This window comes from Baaleninema simplex PCC 7105 (assembly GCF_000332355.1).
GTDB lineage: Bacteria > Cyanobacteriota > Cyanobacteriia > Cyanobacteriales > Geitlerinemataceae > Baaleninema > Baaleninema simplex.
Genome location: NZ_KB235957.1, coordinates 84,788 through 111,152, shown reverse-complemented (window position 1 = coordinate 111,152; position 26,365 = coordinate 84,788). Strand labels below are relative to the sequence as shown.

The window sequence follows — 26,365 nt, the reverse complement described above, 5'->3', positions numbered from 1 at the left end:
GACAGTTGGCCTTTTCTACCTTGTCCCCTCTTCACTCTTTTGTTTCCCCTCTTCACTCTCTTAACCACTTTCTAACCGCAATGCATGACTGACCGACTGACCATCGATCTGTTCGCTCCCGAAAACGCTCTCGCCCTAGCGGGACAGCAGGAAATTAATCTCAGAACCCTATCGCGTAAAACGGGGGCGAATCTCGTCCTACGGGGTCAAGAGTTAATGCTGTCAGGAACCGCCAGCCAAGTCGAACGCTGCAAGAACTTAGTGGGGTTGCTCGGTCCGCTGTGGAAAGTGGGAAAACAAGTCGCCGATGTGGATATCGCAACGGCGATGCACGCCCTCGATACGGGGCGCCAGGGAGAGTTACAGGACTTACGGGAGGATATCATCACGCGCACCCGTCGCGGCGACGAAATTCGCGCGAAAACCTTCCGTCAGCGTCAGTATGTCAAAGCGGTTCGCACTCACGATTTGACCTTTTGCATCGGCCCGGCGGGAACGGGAAAAACCTATTTGGCGGCGATGTTAGCGGTGCAAGCCCTCCTCGACAAGCAATACGAACGGTTGATCCTCACGCGTCCGGCGGTAGAAGCAGGGGAACGGTTGGGGTTTTTACCGGGAGATTTACAACAGAAAGTCAGTCCGTTTTTACGTCCGCTGTACGATGCCCTTTACGAACTGATCGATGCGGAAAAAATTCCCGATTTAATGGAACGGGGAATCGTCGAAGTTGCCCCCATTGCCTATATGCGCGGGCGCACGTTAAATAATGCTTTTGTAATTCTCGACGAAGCGCAAAACACCTCTTCAGCACAGATGAAAATGGTGTTAACACGGTTGGGATTCAATTCGCGCATGGTAGTCACGGGAGATGTGACTCAAACGGATTTACCCAATCATCAAATGTCGGGTTTGAAGGTGGCCGAACGAATTTTAAAAAACGTTGAAGGCATTGCCTTTTGTCATTTAACCTCGGCGGACGTGGTGCGCCATTCGTTGGTGCAAAAAATTGTGACGGCTTACGAGAAACATGAAAAAAATTCGCCGTCTTAGGGAAGTTAAATCGCTGTATGGAATGGTGTGAATTTTGCTGTGAAGTTGGCTAGATCCCCGGCATCTCCCAAGATTCCGGGGATCTGGAAAGAAAAACGATAAGAAAACCAAGCGGTTTGTCAAGTAATTTTAAAAAAATTAATTTAAGAAATATCGCAGTTTCAAATTAGTGATTATATATTAAAACACAAGAAAAAATCCTGAAAAGCTTTATCTCTGTTCCCTATTCCCCGTTCCCTATTCCCTCTTCCCTTTTTATTACAAAACCTATTCACGATTGCTCTATTAAAAAATGCCCAAAAAACGCCTCGATACCCTTTTGGTCGATCGCAATCTCTGTCCGTCTCGTCAACTGGCGCAACGCTGGATTCGTGCTGGAGAAGTGCGCGTTAACCAACATCCCATCGACAAACCGGGAACCCAAGTGTCAGAAGACGCTGAAATTACGGTGAAGACGCGATCGAAATTCGTCTCGCGGGGTGGAGAGAAGTTAGAGTGTGCGTTACAGGTGTTTCCGGTGGAAGTGCGCGATCGCGTGTGTCTCGATGGTGGAATTTCCACCGGAGGCTTTACGGATTGTCTGTTACAAGCTGGCGCGAAACGAGTTTACGGCGTCGATGTGGGGTACGGACAAGTCGATTGGAAACTTCGCAACGACGATCGCGTAATTTTGAAAGAACGCACCAACTTACGCCATTTAACTCCCGAGGAACTGTATTCAAACGACGATCCCCGTCCAGATTTAGGAGTCGTGGACGTTTCCTTTATTTCTCTAGCGAAAGTGTTTCCGGCGATGTGGAATTTAATGGTATCGCCGAGAGAAGCGATCGTGTTAGTGAAACCTCAGTTTGAAGTAGGGCGATCGAAAGTGGGGAAAAAGGGCGTCGTGCGCGATTTTAAAGCTAGGGCGGAGGCGATCGCACAGGTTCGAGATGCAGCCAGAAGTTTGGGGTGGTGCGATCGGGGTTTAACTCAGTCTACCGTTCGCGGTCCGGCGGGAAACATTGAATATTTAATGTGGTTGAGTGAAGACGGAACGCCACAGTTAACGGACGAATTCGTTTTAAGCGTCGCGAAAGAAGAGAAGTAGATAAAAAATTAAACGATCGAATTTGGGGTGATAATGCCTATCGAAGTAAAACAATTGAATTGCCTTTAGAATAAATTAGCTTTGATAGAAAGACATTCTTCGAGATGTAAAAGACGATTTCGTTTGTTTATTCTGCACTTCAATCCTTAATTTCTCGAGATACCCTCCATTTAGCTGAAGCTGGAGAGAGCGATCGGCGATCGCTCTCTCCAATTTACCCCAAATTTAGATTTTTACAAAAGTGAGAGGCACTCAGTTTTAACGGTGTGGTTCTTGCCGTTCTCCCAATTCCGAACAAGCGGGTTGCTACACCTCGAAATTGGCAATATCCGACAACTCAGCGGCCGATACGTCGAGAACGAACGCTAACGGACGAGAAGATTCTGTTCCTTCAAACGTTATGAGAGTTCCGCTCGAGACTTCCCAGAAGCCGAAGTCGTCAAACGTCAATCCCGTAGTCTCGAGCAGTTGAGAGACATCGATAACATCTTCACCAAGAGTAAAGTCGGTAATCAAATCGCCGCTGTCGAACTCGTCGGTATAGACGAACGCGTCTCCACCATCGCTACCTGTCAGAACGTCGCCGCCGCGTCCGCCCACAATGATGTCGCTGTCATCGGTTCCCGTCAGCCAATCCGAACCGTCTGTTCCAGAGACGATTTCGGACTCGGGCGTCGAGTTTTCAACCGTTTCTAGATCTGAGTCGTCATTTTCACCGACGGAGCCAGCTTCAGAACCCGATTCTTCGTCGTCGCTTTCACTGACGGAGCCAGTTTCAGAACCCGATTCTTCGTCGTCATTTTCACCGACGGAGCCACCTGCGGAGCCAGACTCGCCCGATTCGTCGTTCGCGTTACCGCCTTCAGAACCCGATTCACCCGACTCGTCGCCATCAGAAACCGGGGGTTGCTCTTCGACGCTGTCGTCACCCTCTCCTCCGTCCGTCGCAGCGATCTCTAACTGAACCAACAACGGCTCGTGATCGCTGGCGCGTTGGGGCGTTTCGGCAAATTCACTATTCACGCGAACGATATCGAATTCCGCCCCGTTCGCCAAGCTGTCGCTGACGAGGATGTGGTCTAACTCTTGAGAGTTGCCTTGGAAGATGAAGCTATACCGCTCGTCTTCGTCGAGGGTGTTGACTAAATTAGTCAGGCCGACACTTTCGAGACCCGTGACGGGGGACACGAACTCGAACTCGTTCAAGTCGCCTAAAACCACTAAATTAGCATCGCTGTCGGCACTCAACAGGTCAGACGCGAACGACTGAACCGCTTGAGACTGCGCTTGGCGTTCGTCTAAGCTGCCGTTGACGGTAACGTCTTCCTGGCGAGCCTCGAAGGGTTGCTCGGTGCCGAGAATGGGGGCGCTACCGCCTTTCGAGGAAAAGTGATTGTTGACGACAGTAACGTCTTCGCCTTGGACTTCAAAGGTCGCCACGAGGGGCAAACGAGCGCCTGCAAAGACTTCGCCGGGAGCTTGAGAGCCGATCGTGCGAACCGAACCGTCTACCAAGCTGACGCGATCGCTGTCGTATAAGAACGCGGTGCGGATATTTCCGCCGGGTTGACCGCCGCTGAGATTGTCGCCGATGAAGGTGTTGTCGATAAATTGGTAGGTGGGGCCGCCTGCGTTGGCGATCGCATCGATTAAGGTTTGCAGAGTTTCGTCGGCGGCTACCGTTCCGTCATCGACCGAACCGCTGTTGTCTTGAACTTCCTGCAAGCTAACGATCTCGGGAGCGTTCGAGTTGTTGACGATTTGTTGGGCGATCGCCTCGAAGCGACCGTCTGCAACGTCAGTATCGCCGTCGTTATCGTTGGGATCGAGGTTGAGAACGTTATAACTGGCGATCGCGATCGCATCCTCACCCCCAGCCAGAGAGCTAGTTTCCGGTTGCAAACCGTTTGAGACGATATTGCTGGTAAAGTCCTCCGTCGGCAGAATCTCGAAGTTACCGAAGCTGTAACCGACAACCCCCGTCACGTCGCCTAAGAAATCCCCCACGTTGACGCTGGGGAAATCGAAGTTAAAGACCCCAGAATCTTCGTCGATTTGCACCTTCTCGGGGTTGAAGTCGTCGGGGCTGATGTTTAACGTACCGCGATCGCTAATTCCAGTAGCATCGACCCCGTTGTCCACCACTGTAAAAATTTCGCCAAAGCGGTTGGTTCCCGCCACCGCCACCGCATCCTGAGCGGTAACGCGCATGGCTTCGAGGGACTCGAAAAAGTCGATTCCGTCGGTTTCCGGGTCGAAGCTGCCAAACGCGTCGTCGTCGATGTTCTCGCTTGGCGGAACGCGGCCGCCTCGACCGAGAATTTGAGGCGTCGGAAGTGCGTTATTACTGCTAATCAGCGCGATCGTGGGATTGCCACCGATCTGAGTCGTGGGGAGGTTGCGCGTGTCCGTTCCACCGGGGAAGAATTCAGAAACCGTACCCGAGACCTCGAGTTCGTCGCCGATATCGACGCCGGGACTGCTACCGGTAAAGACGAAGAGGGCGTCGGAAGTAGCAATGTCGCCGTCTCCCGTCGCGTCTTGCAGATAAAAACCGTTGGAATCGATCGCCGTGACGATCCCTTCTGTCGTCACCGTATCGCCGGAAATACTCGAAACGTCGGGCAGATTGTTAAAATCCACGCTGACGAAGGGAGAGGTATGACCCGCCCCTTGAATCTCGTAAATCGGCGTAATATCGCTACCGCCACCGTTACCACCGCCGTTACCGCCACCGTTACCGCCGCCACTGCCAAAGGTTTGGCCGTTGTTGGCTGCGTCCGGGGTTTCGGCATCTGGGACAGTCCAGGTAAAGTCAGACGCTTGGGTTCCCGTTCCAGTTAGTTGTAGGGAAAAACCAACCGGCGTGCTGCTGCTCTCGGAAACGCCGATGTCAGTACTGGTGAGACCGACGGCGGGGCCGCTGGCAGCTTCAAAACTGCCTTCGTAGCTGAGGAACTGCACCACGTCTCCGGCAGCATCGACGAGGGCAAATCCATCGGGGGAACCGTTCTGGATACCGTTGGACGGAAATTCGACGGTGACGAAGCCAAACCCGTTACTTTGGTCGGTGAAGACGTTACCGCTCAAATCCACGGTGTCGTAAGGCGATCGCTGACTGTTCGTCCCGTTGTAGAGAACCAAACTCCAGCCATCTAAGCTGGTTCCCGCTTCCCCGGCTAACTCGATGAATTCGCCGGTATCGGTTCCCGCGTTGTCGTAGTGGAACTCGTTGACGAACACGTTGGCACTGGTGGTCGCTTGGGGTTGGATTTCGTAAATACGGGTGCTGCCGCTGACTTCGTTCGCGACGACGAGTAAGGGGACGCCGTTGGGACTGTCGGCTTCGGACACGAAGGTCAAGCCTTCAGGGCCGAGATCTCCGGCGTCGCCAGTTCCCGGTTCGATACTGAAGTCGCGATCGTTGACGTATTCGACGAATTGGGCGTTACTGGGTTCGGTGACGTCGTACACCATAATGCCGCCGATGCGTTCGAGTCCGACGAAGGCGTAGGTGCGTCCGTCAACGTCTCCAATGGTGACGCCTTCGGGTTCGGGGCCTTTGTTGTCGCTGCGGCCGTCGATTTCGTTGTCGTCGTTGTTGGCGTTGAAGTTATCGGGAAAGGCATCGGCAGTAATTCGCTCGAAGTCGTCGCCGCTGTCAAAGACAGGGTTGCCGCTGCTATCCCAAATGGTAAAGGAACGAGCGCCGTAGGCTTGCAGGCGATCGATGTCGCCGTCGCCGTCGGTGTCGCCGTCGATAGTAGACACGTCGAGGCGATCGAGTTGGACGAGTTCGTCGGCGGTGAAGGCGTTGGGATCGAGGTTGGTTAAATCTCCGACTCGTTCGTCGGCGTCTCGGGCGTCTCCTTCGTTGGCGGTGACGTAGTAGGTTTGTCCGCCGACGCTGTAGGAGGCGATCGCATCGGGCATATACATTCCGAAAACGGGTAGTTCTTGAATGTTAATGCCGTCGTTGTCGTTAGCGTCTAAGCCGTTTCCCGGTTGGCTGTGGTCTTTTAAACCCAGCGGAACGATATCTTCGACGGTGGCGGTGGCAATATCGACGATCGCCACGGCGTTGTTTTCTTGCAGCGTCACCCAGGCTTTGCTGCCATCCGGGGAAACGGCAATGTATTCGGGTTCGAGATCTTCGGAAACGCTTTTTCCAGGGAAGATCCGAACGCCTTCGCTTCTTAGGGCGTCTTCTTGTCCGTCAAAGGCGGTAAAGTCAGCCGTAGAGACGGTTTGGGTGGCAACGTCAACGATGCTAATGGAACCTTGCGGATCGACACCGCCGTCGGGTTCGCCTTCGTTGGCCACGAGGATCGTATTACCGTCGGGGGTAAAGGTCAGCATATCCGGTAACGCTCCCACTTCGACTTGACCGGTGGGGGTTCCGTCGGTATTGAAGAGAACGACAACGCCAGGTTGGGTCGCGTCGTCGTTTTCGACGGCGGCGGCGAGGACGCTGAATCGGGTCGCGACGCTGTTGAGGCCGCCACCGAAGCTCGCGAGGGAGATCGACGGTAAGGAAGAAGGATTTTGCGGATCGCTGAGATCTAAGACATCAATGGCGTTGCTGTCGCCGTTAACGATAAATAGTCGTTCGCTAATGGAGTCGTAGGCGGGAATTTCAGCGGCACTTTCATCGAAGATTCCAGTCGTAAATCGGGAGATCGGGTTAAGTGTAACGGCCATATTGATGAGTCCTGATATGGTTTTCAATGCTCGAGTCAGTCTCGTCCGACGCGATCGACGAGAACGCGACCGAATGTTGACGCAGAAAGACTTCGGTGTCGCGATCGAGCAAACACCGATAAAACAAAGTTGGAAAACGCAAAACTCGAGGACAGGGGAAGCGATAGGTGTTCGCCACCGCAAGCTGTCCGTTCGATAAAAACCTTTAAGCGTCCCAAAAAACACGTAAAATGTTCTCGTTTTTTTGGGAGAGCGAGCGATCGCCTCAGTAAATTTATGGTTTTTATGACGGCTCGCAACCGCAAATTTACTGAATTTTTCCTCGCGATCGCGTTAAGAAATCATTAACGTTCTTTAAAAAAACAAGAATTGGGTTAAAAATTCATGAAATATTTCAAAACTTTAAACAATCTTTTCAGATTAAAATCTTGTTTTGTGGTAAGCGTGTCGGCGATCGCTCCCTCAAAGGAGTCTAATTGACGCACAGCCTCCATCGATCGAACGTGGGCGACAAACAGGACAAACGAGCGGTGTTCGTATTCCGATCTTTCCCATGAACCTTACTGTTGCCCGTTGTCCGTTCCCTGTTCCCTCGACCGAAGGTCGGTGAGATATTGCGCGAGGGTAAACGCATCGACACCTAGCTCGCTTCGTTCCATCGCCGCTCGTTTCCCCGCTCGGGCGTGCCACCACACCGCCGCCGACACCAACGGTTCGACAGGAACCTTCCAAGCGATCGCGATCGCCACGAGTCCCCCCATCAACCCCGTCAAAACATCTCCAGTTCCCCCTCGAGCGAGGGCGGGGGTACTGTCGGGATTGACGTTCGCGAACCCGTCGGGATAGGCGATCGCCGCTCTCGCCCCTTTCATCACCACGATCGCCCGACTCCGATCGGCGGCGGTTCGAGCAGCCAAGACGGGATGGGAATGTTGGAGATGGGGGAACAAGCGGCGGAACTCGCCGGGATGGGGCGTCAAAATCAGGGGGTTGGCGTTCGTCAGCTCCGAACTCGGGCGTCCCTCTCCCCACTTGGGCAAGCCAGACAGCACGTTCAACCCGTCGGCGTCGAGAATAACCGGTGTCGTACTCTCGAGAACCGTTCGGACGATCCCCTCCGTGTGGGGCGTTAACCCCGGTCCGCAGGCGATCGCGTCGTAGCGATCGAGATCGAACCCCTCGGGAAATCTCGCGATCGCGCCTTCTTTCGTTTCGGGACAACCCAGCACCAAGACTTCGGGTAACTGGGCGTGAACCAAGGGTTTGACCGTTTCAGGAACGGCGATCGATACCATTCCCACACCGCTGGCTCTCGCCCCCAACCCCGCTAAAATTGCCGCTCCAGAATACTGACGAGAACCGCACACCAACAGTAAATGTCCCTGTTTGTACTTGTGCGTCGCTCGGTTGCGAGGAATGGGAAACGCCGCCAACGCCGTCTGAGGCGTGATGCGTTGCAACGACGGCGTCTCCCCCAACACGGCGATAACGTCAGCCAGGGGAATATCGAATTCGACGAGTTCGGCATTTCCGATAACGTCTAAAGCCGCATCTTGAAAAAATCCTAATTTCCACAACCCCAAACAGAAGGTATATTTTGCCTTCAAAGCCGTTCCTAAAATCTCTCCCGTATCGGTATGCAGTCCCGAGGGAACGTCAATGCTGGCGACGGGTTGCGGTTGTTGGTTTATCCAGTTGACGACTTCCGCTAGATCCCCTTCAATGGGGCGAGTTTGTCCGAAGCCGAACAATCCGTCTGCGAACAAGTCACAAGTTTGAAGCGATTCGACGGATTCGACAAAGGAAACGCCGAGACTGCGGACGTACTGAGCCTGTTGTGAAGTTAGGGATTTGGCTTTGTCTCCCAACGGACGGTAGACGGACACGGGAAATCCCCGAAAGTGCAGTTCTCGGGCGATGACGAGGGCGTCTCCGCCGTTGTGTCCCGGCCCGACGAGAACGCCCACGTGAGGGGTTATTTGGGGAAAGTCTCGTTCGAGAATCGCAACCAGACGCGAGGCGATGCGACTGGCGGCTTTTTCCATCAACGCGGCGACGGGCATTCCCGCCTCGAACAGACGAGATTCGATCGCAGCCATCTGTTCGGCGGTGACGATAACGCGATCGGTGGTATCGAGGGGGAGGGGAAACGGTGTCATCACGATCGGTCGGAAGAAACAGCCTTTTGTGTTAAGTTAACGCGATGGTGTGCCTTCCTCCAACTGCCGTTTCAAGCATCGACGCGATCGCGTTTGATATGAGAGGTAATGGAAAACGGGCTGCGGCGACTGAGGTAGGTGCGGACGACTTCTAACACCCGTTCGGGTTTGGGAGGTTTTCTCAAGAACTCCGAAGCCCCGCTGAGATTGGCTCGGACGCGATCGATCGTGCCGTCACTACTGGTTAAAATCACGATGGGCGTCGCTTGAAAGACCGAGGTTTTTCGCAAAAACGCGCAAAAATCGCAGCCGTGAATCACCGGCATCGTCAAATCGAGGAAAATTAACTCGGGCTGCTCGGCTAACAGCGTTGCCATTTCCTGTAACGGATGTTGAATCTTGAGGACGCGATACCCCGCCGGTTCTAAAATTTGTCTGAGGCGTTCCCCGACCACGGGGCTGTCGTCGATACAGGCGATCGTGCTTCGCGTCCCCTCTACCGCTGCCGCGACGAGCTGCCTTTGCTCGAAGGGGGATGGCAGATCGGGCAAACGACAGAACTCCAGTGTCCCTTGTCGAACGAAGTGATGTAGCGTTCGCGTCAAATAGGCCAGCGATCGCTTGCGCTTGTGGGCGATGTCCCAGAGCGTATGTTGTCCGCCCAACAGTTGGCGCACCGACAGCGACGATTGCGAGAGTCCCGCCGGGGTTTCAGGGCGAGCGTGCCATCGCGGGGCGTCGTCGGGATCGATGTAACTCAGTCCCATCCCCTGCCACTGCTGCCAGAGATCCGCCACCTCTTGAAACAGGCGATCGAATTGGGGTTTCGGCAGAGACGCCTCCACCGGCGAAACCGTTTCGGGGCGAGCGATCGGTATCCAGTTTAAGGTCGCTTCTGGCGTATCGAAAGCGCCGAAGAGGACTTCGCGAGCGACGGAAGCCACGACTCCTCGTAGCCGAACGGCACTCGATTCGTCTAGCTGACAAGCCCGATGGAGCAGGTGGTATTCCCACAGTCCCGTCGACGAAACCGAGTCGAGATCGAGTCGCCAGTGGGGACAGTGCTGTGCTAGAGCGCGGTTCCAGCGGCGAACGCGGTGACGGCCGCCGAGGCTGTAGAGTAACTGGCCGTCGAGGAAATAATACTGCCAACGATCGCCTTGCCCACTCAACACGAGTTTTCCCGTTTTTTCGTGTTGTTGGATATCCGAAAAGGCTTGGGCGAGCGTCGCAATGCCGGGTAGATGACAAACCATGATGGCGGCAAAAGCGTTCGTTTTATCTATTGTATCTGTTAGTTACCCTCGAATTCCAACCGTGTTTCCCGTATACTTTTTCGAGGAATCGATCGATGGTTTTCCGTAATTTTACTCAAGTTTTCTGTGGCCGATGGCCGATAATTGAAATAGCGGTGCAAATTCGCGCTGTCAAGAATTGTCAGGGCAAGCGAACCCAACGAGCGACCTGTCCTCGTCCGGCTAGACCAGGGGGGCTGTAACGACGGTGAAACGACTCGCGACGAAAAACTCACGGCGCAAAAAACGTCTCGCCACCTCGGTCGTCCTTTTTCTCGCCGCTTGGCTGTTTGGCGTTGCCGTTCCGCCCCTGCTGGCAGCCAACGCACGATCGGTCATCGTCGAACCGTCTGCCGCCGCGACGCCGTGGCTCGAACAGGGACGACGACACTACGAATCGGGCAGGCTCTCGGAAGCCATCGATGCCTGGCAGCAAGCCGCGACCTTATCCGACCGTCAGGGGGCGTCTCTCGATGCGGTTTTGGCCCGCAGCTATCTGTCCCTGGCCTATCAAGATTTGGGACATTGGCGTCAAGCTGAGGTCTTACTCGACCGGGCGATCGAGGCGATCGACCCGACGCGAGACGACTCCCGAGCCAGTGCCGTTTACGCCCAAGCCTTTAACATTTTGGGGAACTTCCAACTCAACCTCGGACGTGCCGAAGCGGCCCTCAGCAGTTGGGAACAGGCCGGACGGTGGTACGCCCGAGCTGGGGACGAACTCGGACGACTCGGGGCCGAGATCGATCGCGCTCAAGCGTTACAAGTTTTAGGACTGTACCGGCGATCGCAACTCTTGCTCGACGAGGCCAACGCCGACCTCGCAACCCTACCGGATTCAGCCGTTAAAGCCACGGGACTCCTCAGTTTGGGAAACGCCCTCTACGTCCTCGGCGATCGCCACGAAGCCCGGCGCGTCCTCGAAGACAGTCTCGCCATCGCCCGACGACTCGACGAGACGTTCGACCTCAGCCCGATTTTACTAGCCTTGGGCAACACCGAACGGGCTGACAACAACTTCGAGGCGGCCGCCGACTATTACGACCGGTCAGCCACCGCTGCGACGACCGTATTGGGGCGTATCGAGGCACAAGTCAACAGTGCCAGTTTGTTCGCCCAACAGAAAACCCCCGACGCAGCACTCCCGAGGCTCTCTGCGTTGTACGAGGCGCTCGAAGACCTGCCTCCGAGTCGCCGGGGCGTGTACGCTCGGGTGAACTTCACCCAAAGCTGGCTCGAGTTGTCCGAACAAACTCCCGAGTTACCCCTCGACCGAACTGCCATCGCCCAACTGTTAGCCGATGCCGTCCTGCAAGCCCGACAACTCGACGATCCCCGCTCTGAGGCTTACGCGTTGGGACAGTTGGGTCGCTTGTACGAGGAAAGCCAGCAGTGGACGGAGGCGCGGCGACTCACCGAACGGGCGCTCTCGGTCGCGCAAACTGTCGATGCTAACGATATCGCCGCCCGCTGGCAATGGCAGCTCGGGCGCGTGTTGAAACAACAGGGAGATTACGAAAGCGCCATCTCGGTTTACAGCAGTGCCATCGAGAGTTTACAGGGATTGCGGCGAGATTTAGCGGCGATCGCTCCAGAAGCTCAGTTTTCGTTTCGCGACAGCGTCGAGCCGGTATACCGTCAGTTGGTGGATTTGCTGCTGACGCCGAACGGACTGGATGCGGAGATTCCCCAAGCGAACCTTCAAAAAGCTCGCGAGACCATCGAAGCGTTGCAACTGGCGGAGTTGGACAACTTTTTCCGAGAAGCCTGTCTCGACGCTCGACCGGTACAAATCGATGCCATCGACGCTAACGCGGTGGTGGTGTACCCGATTGTTTTACCCGATCGCTTAGCCGTTGTTCTCTCGATCCCCGGACAACCGTTACGTCACTATGCCACGCCCGTCTTAGAAGAGGAGATCGATCGCACGCTGGAAGATTGGGTGCAGTACCTGAATCCGATTTTTCCCGAACGCTTGCGCTTGGAGCGGGCGCAAACGCTCTACGATTGGCTGATCCGACCGGCTGAATCTTTGCTCGAGCGCCGCGACACCGAGACTTTAGTGTTCGTCCTCGACGGGATGTTACGAAACTTGCCCATGGCCGCTTTGCACGATGGAGAGCGCTATTTAATCGAACGCTACGCTGTTGCCCTCGCTCCGAGTTTGCGGTTGTTACAAGGGAACGAGAACGAGTCGTCCGAAACGTCTTTGGCTTTGATGGGAGGACTTTCGGAATCTCGGCGAGGATACGCCGCACTACCGGGCGTCAAGGCAGAAATTCAGAAAATTTCGTCGCTGCTGGCGGGAGAAATTCTTTTAGATCGGGAGTTTACCAAAGCGCGAGTTCGTGGACAGGTTCGAGAGCGGCCGTTTTCTATCCTTCATTTGGCGACCCACGGACAGTTTAGTTCCGATGCCGAAGAAACCTATTTGGTGACCTGGGATGGCGAAATTAAGGTGAAGGATTTAGATCGGTTGCTGCGATCGCGGGAAACGGGAACGCGGGTTCCCATCGATTTACTGGTTTTGAGTGCCTGTCAGACGGCGGCCGGCGACAAACGGGCGGCGTTGGGACTGGCGGGGTTTGCGGTGAGATCGGGCGCTCGCAGTACCCTCGCGACCCTGTGGGCGGTCAACGATCTCTCGACTCCCCAGTTAATGGAGGCGTTTTACGAACACTTACGTCGCCATCCCGAGCGATCGAAAGCGGAGGCGTTGCGACAAGCCCAGTTGACGTTAATTCAAACCTCGCAATACAACCATCCGTTTTATTGGTCGCCGTTTGTTTTAGTGGGAAATTGGCTGTAAAGATCGAGTTTTAAAAACGTTGCGATCGAAATCCTCGATCGCGCGATCGCGACCCGTTTTGACGGGTATCGACTCCTACTCTCTCGAAATATCGAATCTTACACTTTAAACTCGGCTTCAAACAGCGATTCGAGCCGTTCTTACTGAGACACAAACACGCAAATTTCAACAGTGCCGGGATCGCAATTTACGCAGTTTCACGTAAAAAAACCAGAGAATTTACGGACGAACTATCGCGTAAGGGGTAAAACCCCCGACGATCGTCAAGACGTGAGTGTAAAGCGAGCGTAAAAATCCGTAAATTATAGCGTGCGATCGCCAAAAAATCGATTATCATGGAACTGTAATTTCTGCCAAAACAAACGAGCGAAGGTGGCGTCATGTTCGAGCAGAACCCCAACTCTCTTTATCGCCTTTTAACAGCAACGCTGGCAGGAACTGTCTTGTTTGGTGCAAGTACGCTCGACGGGGTCGCTAAAACCGCGAAGGTGGACGTGGCAACGAGCCAGTCTGAGCGTGCGAACGTTCCGGACGTCACCTTCGATCCGCCAACAGACGAGACCTTAGACGATTCGGCCGGCGGTGCGACCCGACCGGCCGCCCTTAAATGTCGGCAAGATCCGACCAGTGAGGTTCCCCTCTCCGCCCTCGTTCCCGATCGCCAAGTGGGATTGACCCTGTCGGAGCGGCCCGAGTTTTTTGCCTACGTGCCGGAAACCCACGCCGAAGCGGCTTACTTCAGCCTCAAAGACGAAGACGATCGCGAAATCTACAGCCGCGAAATTTCCCTAGCCGAGACGCCGGGTATCGTCCGCATCACCTTACCGTCGGACGTGCCGCCGCTAGACTTCGATCGCATCTATCGTTGGCAGCTCGGCATCCTTTGCCAGCCCGCCCCAACCGATCTGCCTTGGATCGAAGGTCGCGTGCGCCGAGTCGCTTCGGCAGTCGAACTCCCACCTCAGTTCGACCGTCTTTCGGCTGTCGAACGAGCGGCTTGGTATGGAGAAGCCGGATTGTGGTACGACACACTGTCGGCCTTGGCAGGGGAATACACCCATCGTCCCAACAATACTCAGTTGCTTCAAACTTGGGAAAACTTACTCGTCGAAGTGGGGTTAGACCCTATCGCCTCCGAGCCACTCGTCAGTTTCTAGCACGGCTTTCCTGACGCCACATGGGAATGTACTCGAAAGTTCGCAAGCGGCTCGAAGGATGGAAAACGAAAACCCCAACGATCGTCGGTTTGGCGGTGGCCGTTGCCACCACAGCGGCTACCGCAACGGGTGCGTTCCAACTCCTCGAATGGGCAGCGCTCGATAGCTTTTTTCGCCTGCGACCCGAGGAAGCGATCGACGCTCGCCTACTCCTCGTCACCATCGACGAAACCGAACTCAAACACTTCCAAGCCTGGCCGCTTCCCGATGCTGCCCTGAATCGCGTCGTCAACACCCTACAGCAGCACGAACCCGCTGCCATCGGGCTAGACATCTACCGAGACCTACCCGTCGAACCCGGTCACGCCGAGTTTGTCGAGACGCTGCGAACGACACCGAACCTCATCGGCGTTGAAAAAATTGCCGGAGAACCCGTCGCCCCTCCCCCAACTATCGCCGGGAGCGATCGCGTCGGGTTTGTCGATCTCGTCCTCGATGCCGACGGGAAAATTCGTCGCGCCCTACTCTCTCACCCCGATTCCCAAGGTCAGCTACAACTGAGTTTCGCCGTTCGCTTGGCGACGCTCTACCTCGATCCCCTCGGCGTCAAACTCGAAGCCCTCGGGCGTCGGGGACGACAGCTCGGCTGGGGTCGGGCGCGGTTCGTTCCCCTGCAACCCAACCAAGGCGGTTACGTCAACGCCCCCACCGCTGGCTATCAAATCCTACTGGACTATCGCGGCACGCTCGATCGCTTCGAGCGGGTGTCGTTCCTCGAGGTGTTCCGAGACCGCGTTTCTCCCGATCTCGTGCGCGATCGCGTCGTTCTCATCGGTTCGACCGCCACCAGTCTCAACGACTTGTTTTACACTCCCTACAGCACCCCCTTCGTCCCCGAAACCCAACGAACTTCGGGGCTTGTCGTCCACGCGAACATCGTCAGTCAAATTCTCAGCGCAGCCCTCGACGGTCGCTCTCAGTTACGTCCGCTGCCGCAATGGGGAACCTGGCTCTGGATCTTCAGTCTCTCTGGAACGGCGGCGATCGCCAGTTGGAAAGTCTTGACGCAACATCAGTATGCTTCGGCCGTCCCGATGCTGTGGACGACGGCCGCCGCAGCCGGACTCTTACTAGGCAGTTACGTCGCGTTTCTCTGGGGCTGGTGGATTCCCGTGGTTTCTCCTCTGTTCGCCCTTTTTACCACGGTCGTCGTCACGACCTCCACCTACAGCTTTCATCTGCAACGGCTCGTGGCCACGGACAGCTTAACGCAAGTGGGCAACCGCTACGCCTGCGATCGCTTTCTCGAACGCGTTTGGACAGACTGTCACAGCCAAGGCGATCGAAACCTCTCGATCGTTCTGTGCGACGTGGATTATTTCAAAAATTACAACGACACCTACGGCCACCCCGCCGGCGATCGCTGCCTCCAAGAAATCGCCCGCACCATTGCTGAATCGGTACGCAGCCAAGATTTCGTCGCACGCTACGGTGGAGAAGAATTCATCGCGATCTTGCCCGAAACCGACCTGCACGACGCCATCAACATCGCTCGCCGCATCTGTCAGAACGTCCGCGCCCTCCATATCGACCATGCTAGCTCGGCGACGAGCCACGTCGTCACCCTCAGCTGCGGCGTCGTCAGCAGTTACCATTGCCGGTCGCTTCAGGCGAAAGATCTCGTCGAAGCTGCCGATCGCGCCTTGTATCTGGCGAAGGCAGACGGGCGCGATCGCTACCGTACCTACGTTTGTCCCCCAATTCCCCAGCGACCGATATATTAGTGACATCCTCCCACGCTGAATCAAAGATTACAGTGTGGGCTTCCAAGAATCACTTCTTGGCTTTTCTGGTTACTCCCTTTCGGGATTTCGGCACTTGCCTAGTCGTTTCCGACCCCGGTAGTACGCCTGCACAGACACTTTCGATTCCCCCAAGCCCTGGGGTACTGAGGAGGCTTAACCCTCGATTGCGAATGACTTGACCGCTTGCCACATCCCTGTCCGTCGTATAGTCGCACTCAGGACAATGATGCACCCTCACACTCAAATCTTTCTGGACTCTTGCTCCACATTCGGGGCAGGTTTGGGACGTGCCATTTGCGTCAACTTCCGCAAAGAACTTCCCGCGCTTCCAGCACACATATCTGGTAATGCTTCGGAACTGACCAAAAGCAGCATCCAGCATGTGCTTACCCAGCATCCCTTTGGCGCTAACCCGATAGTCCAGATCTTCCATGAAGACCATATCGGCAGTATCACAAAGAGCATGGGCTTGCTTAAAGTGGAAATCCTTGCGAGTGTTGTCAATCTCGTGATGCATCCGTGCAACCTTAATGCGCTGCTTCTCGTAATTTTTAGACCGCTTCTGTTTTCTACTCAGCCTGCGTTGCAGCAATTTCAGCTTGCTTTGCTTTTGCTTAAAGAACTTAGGCGGCTTTACGAGAACACCGTCACTGGTTGCCAGAAACTTCTCCAGTCCCACATCTACGCCAACGGGATGACCATGTGGCATAGGATCTCGAACGCTAACGTCGCACTGAATGTTGACCAATGCATACCATCTATCTGCCTTCTTGAGAATCCGCACCTGCTTCACCACAAACCCATCAGGGATCGGGCGGTGCAAGTTAATCGGAATCAATCCGATTTTCGGCAGCTTCAAATGCAACTCTGTGATAGGACTGTCTTTGAACTGGGGAAACAACAGCGATTTGAACTGCCCGTATTTTTTGAATCGGGGGAATCCAAATCCACGTCCCTGGAACCCTTCCCAAGCTCTGTGCAGTTGCTTGATGGCTTGCTGCAAAACTTGAGAAGGCACATCTCCCAAACGCGGAAATTCCTTTTTGGCGTTTGGCAGAGCGTTCAATTGCTGCACTTCGCTGGGGAATTTCAAATCCGCAGGCAGAATGTATTCCTGCTCGATCGAGCATCGGTCTACGGGACACTTCCGGCTATTGCACCAATCCTTTATCTCTCGCAACGCATAGTTATAGGCATTGCGACAAGTTTCCATCCACTCAAACAGGGTTTCCTGTTGAGCGGAGTCGGGATAGATGCGATAGCGGTAGTTCATGGTCAGCATACCTCTAGTACACACTATTTACTGGAAGTATGTTACTTGGTAAATGCTTGTCTCATCCCCATCTAGGGGAATCGACAAGCGCGGGGAGTCCATGTATCCCACGCCAAATCAAAGATTATGGCGTGGGTCTTATAGCCCCCCGAACCCCCCAGGAGATAAATGTCAGACCGAGCGCAGCGGGGACAACAACTGCAACCACACCGACAGCGCGACATCGGGGGGCGATCGCTTCAATTCTTAAAGCACCAACACGGCCGAACAGAAACGTTGATAGGGAAACCACAACAGCGGTGCGACCCCGCGCCAAGTGGCGCCAGGGAGCGCAAACCTAAAGAGTCGAAATTCTGGCGGTGGCGAGATGGGATCGTCTCGAGCCTCCTCGTCAGTGCGATCGTCGTTGCGATCGAATCGCTTGGGGGACTCCAACTCCTCGAATGGGCTGCCCTCGATCGCCTGTTCCGCCTGCGTCCGCTCGAACCGATCGACGATCGCGTCGTTCTCGTGACCTTGGACGAAACCGACCTGCGAGAGTTCGGTCGCTGGCCGGTTCCCGATCGCGTTCTGGCCGAAATCGTCCGCACGATTTCCGAAGACGATCCCGCCGCTATCGGTGTCAACCTCTATCGGGATTTACCGGTCGAACCCGGCCACGACGCTTGGGTCGAGGTCGCCAACACCACCCCCAACCTCGTCGGCGTCGAAAAAATCGTCGGCGATCCCGTCGCTCCGTCCCCGTACCTCAAACAGCGCGATCTCGTGGGATTTGCCGACTTCGTCCTCGACGGCGACGGCAAAGTTCGCCGCGCCTTGCTCTCTCACCCCGACGCCAGCGGTACTCTACAACAGAGTTTCGCCGTGCGGTTGAGCTTACTCTACCTGAAACAGCGAAACGTCACCCTCGAAGCCCTCGAAGCCGACTCCCGACACCTGCGCCTCGGTCGCGCCGTCTTCTCTCCCCTCAGCGGCCGCGAAAGCGGTTACGCTAACGCCAACGCCGCAGGCTATCAAATTTTGCTCAACTATCGCGGGATGGGCGATCGCTTTCTCCATCTGTCAGTCCGTCGAGTCCTAAACGGACAGTTCGAGCCGGGAACGTTCCGCGATCGCGTCGTCCTCATCGGCACGACCGCCACCAGTCTCAACGACACCACTTACACCCCCTACAGTAGCGGGTGGCTGGCCACGCCCGACGGCGCCCCCAACCTCGTCGTGCAAGCGAATATCGTCAGCCAGATTCTCAGTGCCGCGCTCGAGGGCCGGCCGCTCTTGATGGCGATTCCCCCGTGGCTCGAGTGGGGATGGACGTTCGCGTGGGGCAGTGTCGGGGCGATCGTGGCGGGGTTGGGACTCCGGCGACGACGCCCGCGCAAACCTTCGGCCTCCTGCGTACGATGGGGCATCCTCAGCGGCAGCCTCGTCCTCGTTGCGGGAGTGTTGGGTGCGACGGTAGTGGGAGCGTTTTACGGTGGGGTGTGGCTGCCCGTCGTCGCCCCGGCTGCGGCGTTATGGGGCGTCGCGCTCCTGGCGACCGCTCGACGGCTACGAGAGGACCAACAAGATAGCGATCGCCGCTTGTTACAGTTTCTCGAAGCTTTGCCGGTGGGCATTACCGTGTTAGACGCCGACGGACGAGTGTATTACAGCAACCACACGGCCAAACAAATTCTCGGCGATCGCTTGCTTCCCGGCGCAACAGACGAGGGACGCAGCGCCCCCAACACCTACATCAACCAAACCGATTTGGTCTATCCCGAAGACCAATTACCTGCCGTGCGAGCGTTGCAGGGTGCCACGTCTCCCGCGAACGTCTTAGACGTGCAGTTGGGGGAGGAGGTCGTCCCCTTGGAAATGTGGGGATCGCCCATCTTCGACCGACAGGGGTGTGTCAGTTTCGCCGTCGTCGCGTTTCAGGACATCGGCGCCCGTCAGAAAGCCGAAGCCGAACAGCAGCGGGCGACGCGGGAGTTGTTCGATCTCAATCGCAATCTCGATCGCGCGTTGGCTGCCGAACAGGATTTAACGGACGCCGCCGGTCGGTTCGTTCCCCACGAGTTCCTCTCGTTTTTGGGATACGAAAGTTTGGTCGACGTTCGGTTGGGCGAGGCGGTCGAGAAAGAAATGTCGGTATTGTTTTCGGATATTCGCGATTTCACGACCCTCTCAGAACAGATGAGTTTGGAGGACAATTTTAAATTTATTAATGCCTATCTCTCGCGCATGGAACCGGCGATTTCTGAGAATCAAGGGTTTATTGATAAGTACATAGGCGACGCCATCATGGCGTTGTTTGGTGAAAGTGCCGACGATGCAGTCAAGGCGGGAATTGCCATGCTCGAACAGCTCGCCGAGTACAACACGACGCGAACGCGTCCCGATCGCCCCCCGTTACGGATCGGTATTGGGATCAATACGGGATCGCTGATGTTGGGAACGGTCGGCGGACTTCACCACATGGACAGTACGGTGATTAGCGATGCCGTGAACTTGTCGGCGCGTATTGAGGAGTTGACGAAAGTTTACGGCGTTCCGTTGTTAATTTCGCACTCGACGTTTTTGCAACTTGAGGATACGAACCGTTATGCGATTCGCTTGATCGATCGCGTTCGTGTGAAGGGAAAATCGGAACAGGTTTCTGTGTTTGAAGTGTTCGATGCCGATGCTCCCGAACTGAAGGCGTCCAAATTGAAGAAACGAACGGACTTCGAGCAAGCCGTGATGTTGTATCACTTGAAATCTTACCGAGAAGCGGCTCGATTGTTTCGCCATTGTTTGAAGCACAACGATTGCGATATGGCCAGTCAAATTTATCTCGAACGCTGTCAAGTGCATTTCGACAACAGCAATGGTAATTTCGAGTAGGCGTCTCGTTCTCTGTCTCCTCCATTGTTAGTTCTATTGAGGGGTGAAACCCCCCATTCTAAGCAAAAACCGAAGGGTCGATCGTCTAAATTTCCGCAATATAACGGATGACAAATTGCACCTTTCCTCAGAAAATTGGGGGTAGATCGTTATCTGGGTGTCACAGCGATCGGGGTGCCAAACAATGCAATCTAAACTGCAATTTAAAGTATTAGTAACGCTACCAATTCTCGCGATGTCAATAGGTGAAAGCTACGGGTTTTATGGGCGATCGCCGTTTGCCGATCGCTCGTTCGATCGGCAACCCACAGCCGTTATCGTGTCGTTCTCCGGCTCGGCTCAGACTTGCTCGCCGACCTTAGCCTGCCAAGTGTTCGAGCCTCGCGACGGGAACGAAGGACAACCCAAAGATACCGTCGGATAGCTCGCTCGGACTCGCGGTGTGTCTACCACGCCGCATCGCATCGTAGCAACGCTTTCGAGAAGACAACCCAGATCGAAAACGCACTGAAACAGATCGGGGTTGAGGTCAGACATCGCTCCGCTCTCGCTTCGCCTTCCCGTCCCGATGGGTTCGCAAAATGGCAGTATAAAGGAGAATGGCTTTTCCGTTTTCCCGATGCCGTCACAGCGAGCGAGACCGAGGAGACTCGCGCGTACTGCCACCGATCGCCTCGCTAAAGCGCAAGCGCTGTTGGAGGTTGAAGGAAACTGGAACCGACAGCAACGCAGCCGTCGCACGCAGCAGCGATCGGCGGATCGGGGGGCAGACCCATCAATGTTCGGTGAAAAAATTCAACAGTGCGTTCGACGGTGGCAAGGGGCGAAACAACGCCAACCGGCAGGGGCGATCGCCACCGCATTAGGAGCCTCGGGCGTTGCGATCGCCGGAACCCTCGCCGGTGCGTTTCAACTGCTCGAATGGGCTGTTCTCGATCGCTTCTTCCAACTCCGACCGCCCGAACCTCAAGACCCTCGCATTGTCCTCGTCACCATCGACGAACGGGACATCACCCATATCGGTCGCTGGCCGATGCCCGATGCCGTGCTGGCCGACCTGTTGTTGAAAATACAAGCCCAACAACCCGCCTCGATCGGGCTGCATCTCTATCGCGACGTTCCCATCAATCCCGGATACGACAAACTGACCGAAGTTTTACGGACGACGCCCAACCTGATCGGTATGGAAAAGTTCGTCGGTCAGTCTATCTCTCCGCCCCCCGTCCTCCGACAACTCGATCGCGTCGCCTTGGCGGACATGGTTCTCGACCCCGACGGTAAAGTGCGGCGGGGATTGATTTCGATCGAACCGCGAGAGGGAGAGTTGCGGTTGACCTTTGCCGCCAAACTCGCTCTCTTATATCTGCAAGATCGCAATATCGACATCGAACCGGCCGAAGACCGTCCGTGGAAAGTTCGCCTCGGACAAGCTCGCATCGAACCCCTTCGAGAAAACGACGGCGGATACGCCAGAATCGATAACGGTGGATATCAAATTCTCCTCAACTATCGAGGGACGCGCCAAGCGTTCCACCGCGTTTCGATGACTGAGGTTCTTGAAGGCAAGGTTCCCTCGGGCTTAATGCGCGATCGCATCGTTATCGTCGGACCGACGGCTGCCAGTCTCAAGGAACAGTACAACACCCCGTTCAGCGATCGCCTCGGCAGCAGCTACACCCAAATGTCGAGCTTGGTCGTTCACGCCAACCTCACCAGCCAACTCCTCAGTGCAGCCCTCGACGGCCGGCGTCTGTTTCGCTATCTCAGCGAACCCGTCGAGTGGCTGTGGGTGGTCTTGTGGGCTGGGGCGGGAACGGTCGTCGGCTGGTACTGGTGGCACACCAGCCAGTTTCGCAGCTATACTTCGCCGGGATGGTGCATTTTAGGGACTTACGCCGTGGCGATCTGTGGCAGTCCTTTACTGATCGGATATGTGGCGTTTCTCAACGGTTGGTGGATTCCCGTGGTGTCGCCCATCGCAGCGGCATCGGTGGCGATCGTTACCGTGTCGTTTCGCAAAACGCACGGGTTGCAGCGACTGGCCACCTCCGACAGCTTGACGCAAGTTGCCAACCGACGCTATTTCGACGCGTATCTCCAGCGCACTTGGCAAATCGCCCAACGCAAACAGCAATCGGTTTCGTTGATTTTGTGCGATGTGGATTATTTCAAAAACTATAACGATACCCACGGACATCCTGCCGGCGATCGCTGTTTGCAAGGGGTCGCCCGCGCTATCGTGGGGGCGGTGCGTCGCAGCGATGTCGTCGCGCGTTACGGCGGCGAAGAGTTTGCGGTCGTCCTCCCCGAAACTCACCTCGACGACGCCCTCAAAGTTGCCCGACGCATCCGCGATCGCGTTAACGACTTACACATCGACCACAACGGGTCGCCCGTCGGCCCTTACGTCACGCTCAGTTGTGGGGTGGCGAGCTTGGTTCCCAACTCCTCGGCGTCCCTCGAGACTCTGATCCAAACGGCCGATTTGGCTCTATACGACGCGAAAGAGGACGGGCGTAATACGTACTGTTTTCGCCAGTTGTAGTCTAAATTACAGAAATATAACGATACAATGATGAAGCCTGCTTCACGCCGTACGAGTTTGGCGAGACAATGGAGGTAAATAAAGATTCTGCAGTATAGGTTACATCATGTCAGAACAGACGATAGAATCAATTCTTCACGAGCAACGGACGTTTCCCCCAGCCGCAAATTTTGCCGCTAACGCACATATTAAAAGCATGGCCGACTATAAGGCTTTGTGCGATCGCGCTGCAAAAGACCCGGAAGGGTTTTGGGGCGAGCTGGCCGAAACCGAACTCGACTGGTTTCAAAAGTGGGAGAACGTCCTCGACTGGCAACCCCCCGTTGCCAAGTGGTTTGAGGGAGGCAAAACGAACGTTTCTTACAACTGCCTCGATCGCCACTTGACCACCTGGCGCAAAAACAAAGCCGCGTTGATTTGGGAAGGGGAACCCGGCGACTCGCGCACCCTCACCTACGCCCAACTGCACCGCGAAGTCTGTCAGATGGCCAACGTCATCAAACAGTTCGGCGTGAAAAAAGGTGACGTCGTGGGGATTTATATGCCCATGATTCCCGAAGCGGCGATCGCCATGTTAGCCTGCGCCCGCATCGGTGCCGTTCACAGCGTCGTTTTCGGTGGATTCAGTGCCGAAGCCCTGCGCGATCGCCTCAACGCCGCCGAAGCCAAACTGGTGATTACCGCCGACGGCGGTTTCCGCAAAGATAAAGTCATCACCCTCAAAGACCAAGTCGATAAAGCCCTCGCCGACGACGCCGCCCCCAGCGTCGAAAACGTCCTCGTCGTGCGGCGCATCGAAAAAGACACCCACATGGAAGAGGGTCGAGACCACTGGTGGCACGAAGTCCGTCAAGGCATCTCCGCCCACTGTCCCGCCGAACCGATGGACAGCGAAGATATCCTCTTCATCCTTTACACCAGCGGCAGCACCGGAAAACCGAAAGGCGTCGTCCACACCACCGCCGGGTACAACCTCTACGCCCACGTCACCACGAAATGGACGTTCGACCTTAAAGACACCGACATTTTCTGGTGTACGGCAGACGTGGGTTGGATTACCGGACACAGCTACATCGTGTACGGCCCGCTGTCTAACGGGGCGACGACGGTGATGTACGAAGGGGTTCCCCGTCCCTCGAATCCCGGCTGTTTCTGGGATGTCGTCGAACAATACGGCGTCACGATTTTCTACACGGCACCGACAGCCATTCGTGCCTTTATTAAAGCTGGCGACAAACACCCCAACGCCCGCGATTTGTCCAGTTTACGGATTTTGGGAACGGTGGGCGAACCCATCAACCCGAAAGCTTGGATGTGGTACTACCAGGTGATTGGTGGCGAACGTTGTCCGGTCGTCGATACCTGGTGGCAGACGGAAACGGGCGGTTTCATGATTACGCCGCTACCGGGGGCGACACCGACGAAACCCGGTTCGGCGACGCTGCCGTTCCCTGGTATTCAAGCGGACGTGCTGGATTTGGACGGAAACGAGATTCCGGCGAACCAGGGCGGATATTTGGTCGTCAAGCACCCCTGGCCGGGCATGATGCGGACGGTGTACGGGGACTTCAACCGTTTCCGCCGCAGCTATTGGGAGCATATCGCCCCGAAAGACGGTCAGTACTTCTATTTTGCGGGAGACGGCGCTCGCAAGGACGAGGACGGCTATTTCTGGATTATGGGTCGCGTGGACGACGTGATCAATGTTTCGGGACACCGCCTCGGGACGATGGAAATCGAGTCCGCGTTGGTGTCTCACCCTGCGGTGGCGGAAGCAGCGGTGGTTGGGAAGCCAGACGAGATTAAGGGTGAAAGCATCGTGGCGTTCGTGATGTTGGAGGAGGACTACGAGGCTGGCGACGATTTGGATAAGGCGTTGAAGCAGCACGTGGTTGAGGAAATCGGCGCGATCGCCCGTCCGGGTGAGATTCGGTTTTCGGACGATTTGCCGAAAACCCGGTCTGGGAAGATTATGCGTCGGATTCTCCGCAGTCTGGCGGCTGGGGAAGAGATTTCCGGCGATACGTCGACGTTGCAAGACCGCAGTGTGTTAGATAAGTTGCGCGAACGTTAAGTTTTTTGGTCAATTTATCAGTGTGGTAGGGGCGATCGACTCGATCTCCCCTATTTTTGGGACTCACTACACCAGAACTTGAGGACACAGAGGTTTTTTGGGATTTCAAGCCTAATGGTATGGGCCACGACTCGAAACCGTGACTTTTGCCCCACATTCCGCACTTCAAATGTAGTATATAAATAGTATAAGTTGAATCGGAAAGGAATAAGGAATTAGGTATTTCGACTCAGCCAACTGACCCCTTGACTTGAAAATAACATTCAAGAGTGAGAAAGGTAGGGTGTGTTCCGGCGTCGATCGCTCTTTGCTTTTGAGCATAAAGGTTAAACCTGCCGGAACGCACCGCCCCCAGATTTCAAGGATTTCAAAAAATCATGTTACTCGAATTAAGACAATTAAAAATCCAACCCGGACATCAAATATTACTCAAAGATATTAACTGGCAGCAATTTAAAAATATCCTAGTCGAACTCGGAGAAAATCGCGCTTCGAGACTTTCCTACAGCAACGGCTTGTTAGAAATAATGGTTCCCTTGCCCGAACACGAAAAGGCAAAAGAAATTATTGGCGATATTATCAAAATTCTATTAAACGCTCGAGGTTTAAATTACGACTCCTTGGGTTCGACCACTTTAAAAAACGAACGTATGAATCGAGCCGTAGAACCCGATGCCGGGTACATCTCAAAAATGTAAATTTATACGAGAGAATAAGGATTTCAGCCTCCAATTCTCATATTTTTGCAAAACTGAGATGCACCCAAAGCTAGAGGCGGTTTTAAGGCAATCAAAATGTTTGCAAAAAGCTTGTCAGTTCAAAGAGAATTTTAGAGAGATATATGAAAGCACTCAAGAGCGAGAAAAGGGTAAAGAAAAACCTAAGAAATGGTTGCATGAAGCACAGAGTATTTATGGTGATGCTGTCAAGACAATTCGCAATCATCTTAACACAATATGTAATTATTTCTTGAGCCGAACAACCAATGGTGTTATGGAGGGCATTAACGATCGTCTCAAACTGATAAAGCGTCAAGCTTATGGCTTTATGAATTTTGAAAATATGCGCAAGCGCTTTCTATCTTGATTTGTCCAATAAGTTTCTCTTATCATCTCATGTCCCGAAGACCCTGAATGTGTAAGTTCTGACAGTAACGATCGAAAGATTTTTCTAGAGTTTTTGTTCGTGATTTGTTCCTACTGTAGAAGCGAATATTATAGTAAAAATGGGCGCAACTCTTATGGAAAGAAGGGGAGATAACTGGATGACGTGATGACCGGATGATGTATTCTCCTCACCTCATCTGGTCATCACTGGTGACTGATGACTGCTCAGTGGTGCAGAAAACTTTTCGAGATTGGGAATTGACAAAACGCATAAAATATGTGTTGGGGTTCGAGCCAGATCCCCGGCATCTCCGAGATGCCGGGGATCTCCGGCAGCCATTTACCGATCTGGGATTTTGCGGCCAACCCTTTAATACGGCGATATCTTTTCTAACAAGGGTTTCAGGACTTTTCTGCACCACTACGCTGATGA

The 26,365-nt window shown here is 54.8% G+C and carries 16 protein-coding genes; 11 read left to right on the top strand and 5 right to left on the bottom strand.

What is annotated here, in order from left to right:
* Positions 1-84 precede the first annotated feature (84 nt).
* Entirely contained in the window at positions 85-1,050 is a 966-nt protein-coding gene (locus GEI7105_RS0101185; RefSeq protein ID WP_017658662.1) for a PhoH family protein, read from the top strand.
* Positions 1,051-1,342: 292 nt separating this feature from the next.
* The gene (locus GEI7105_RS0101180; protein ID WP_017658661.1) at positions 1,343-2,140 is read left to right on the top strand and encodes a TlyA family RNA methyltransferase; all 798 of its coding nucleotides are present in this window, start codon (positions 1,343-1,345) and stop codon (positions 2,138-2,140) included.
* Between the two features lie 306 nt (positions 2,141-2,446).
* Here the strand turns inward: GEI7105_RS0101180 and GEI7105_RS33000 are convergent, their stop codons facing one another.
* From GEI7105_RS33000 to GEI7105_RS28520, 4 genes are all read right to left on the bottom strand, one after another.
* Positions 2,447-6,841, bottom strand: a complete 4,395-nt coding sequence (locus tag GEI7105_RS33000; RefSeq protein WP_017658660.1) for a choice-of-anchor I family protein — start codon at positions 6,839-6,841, stop codon at positions 2,447-2,449.
* Positions 6,842-6,876: 35 nt separating this feature from the next.
* Complete coding sequence (locus GEI7105_RS36480) at positions 6,877-7,059, bottom strand: hypothetical protein (RefSeq protein ID WP_144053622.1); 183 nt, start codon at positions 7,057-7,059, stop codon at positions 6,877-6,879.
* Positions 7,060-7,401: 342 nt separating this feature from the next.
* Positions 7,402-9,000: a bifunctional ADP-dependent NAD(P)H-hydrate dehydratase/NAD(P)H-hydrate epimerase gene (locus GEI7105_RS0101155; RefSeq protein ID WP_017658657.1), complete on the bottom strand. Its 1,599-nt coding sequence runs from the start codon at positions 8,998-9,000 to the stop codon at positions 7,402-7,404.
* A 71-nt stretch (positions 9,001-9,071) separates the two neighbouring features.
* A complete protein-coding gene (locus tag GEI7105_RS28520) occupies positions 9,072-10,256 on the bottom strand; it encodes a response regulator (protein WP_017658656.1) in 1,185 nt (394 codons plus the stop codon).
* A gap of 247 nt (positions 10,257-10,503) precedes the next feature.
* On the opposite strand from GEI7105_RS28520, the gene GEI7105_RS0101140 reads away from it, so the two are divergent.
* From GEI7105_RS0101140 to GEI7105_RS28510, 3 genes are all read left to right on the top strand, one after another.
* Entirely contained in the window at positions 10,504-13,104 is a 2,601-nt protein-coding gene (locus GEI7105_RS0101140) for a CHAT domain-containing protein (protein WP_017658654.1), read from the top strand.
* 380 nt (positions 13,105-13,484) lie between these two features.
* Complete coding sequence (locus GEI7105_RS28515) at positions 13,485-14,261, top strand: DUF928 domain-containing protein (RefSeq protein ID WP_017658652.1); 777 nt, start codon at positions 13,485-13,487, stop codon at positions 14,259-14,261.
* A 26-nt stretch (positions 14,262-14,287) separates the two neighbouring features.
* Positions 14,288-16,045: a CHASE2 domain-containing protein gene (locus tag GEI7105_RS28510; RefSeq protein ID WP_071591942.1), complete on the top strand. Its 1,758-nt coding sequence runs from the start codon at positions 14,288-14,290 to the stop codon at positions 16,043-16,045.
* Between the two features lie 49 nt (positions 16,046-16,094).
* On the opposite strand, the gene GEI7105_RS0101120 is transcribed toward GEI7105_RS28510, so the two are convergent.
* The gene (locus tag GEI7105_RS0101120) at positions 16,095-17,348 is read right to left on the bottom strand and encodes an RNA-guided endonuclease InsQ/TnpB family protein (protein ID WP_017658650.1); all 1,254 of its coding nucleotides are present in this window, start codon (positions 17,346-17,348) and stop codon (positions 16,095-16,097) included.
* A 159-nt stretch (positions 17,349-17,507) separates the two neighbouring features.
* Here GEI7105_RS0101120 and GEI7105_RS0101115 point away from each other — a divergent pair, with 159 nt between their 5' ends.
* The 6 genes from GEI7105_RS0101115 (at position 17,508) to GEI7105_RS28495 (ending at position 25,912) form a co-directional block, all read left to right on the top strand.
* Positions 17,508-20,207, top strand: coding sequence for a CHASE2 domain-containing protein (locus tag GEI7105_RS0101115; protein WP_017658649.1), 2,700 nt, complete (start codon positions 17,508-17,510; stop codon positions 20,205-20,207).
* Positions 20,208-20,442: 235 nt separating this feature from the next.
* Positions 20,443-20,631 carry a hypothetical protein gene (locus GEI7105_RS0101110; RefSeq protein WP_144053621.1) on the top strand — a complete coding sequence of 63 codons (189 nt, stop codon included), beginning with the start codon at positions 20,443-20,445 and terminating at the stop codon, positions 20,629-20,631.
* Positions 20,632-20,826: 195 nt separating this feature from the next.
* Positions 20,827-22,752: a CHASE2 domain-containing protein gene (locus GEI7105_RS28505; protein WP_158413139.1), complete on the top strand. Its 1,926-nt coding sequence runs from the start codon at positions 20,827-20,829 to the stop codon at positions 22,750-22,752.
* Between the two features lie 106 nt (positions 22,753-22,858).
* Positions 22,859-24,826: an acetate--CoA ligase gene (acs, locus tag GEI7105_RS0101095; protein WP_026097337.1), complete on the top strand. Its 1,968-nt coding sequence runs from the start codon at positions 22,859-22,861 to the stop codon at positions 24,824-24,826.
* 377 nt (positions 24,827-25,203) lie between these two features.
* A complete protein-coding gene (locus GEI7105_RS28500) occupies positions 25,204-25,524 on the top strand; it encodes a Uma2 family endonuclease (RefSeq protein WP_017658644.1) in 321 nt (106 codons plus the stop codon).
* Between the two features lie 58 nt (positions 25,525-25,582).
* Positions 25,583-25,912: a transposase gene (locus GEI7105_RS28495; RefSeq protein ID WP_245555352.1), complete on the top strand. Its 330-nt coding sequence runs from the start codon at positions 25,583-25,585 to the stop codon at positions 25,910-25,912.
* Positions 25,913-26,365: the final 453 nt, after the last annotated feature.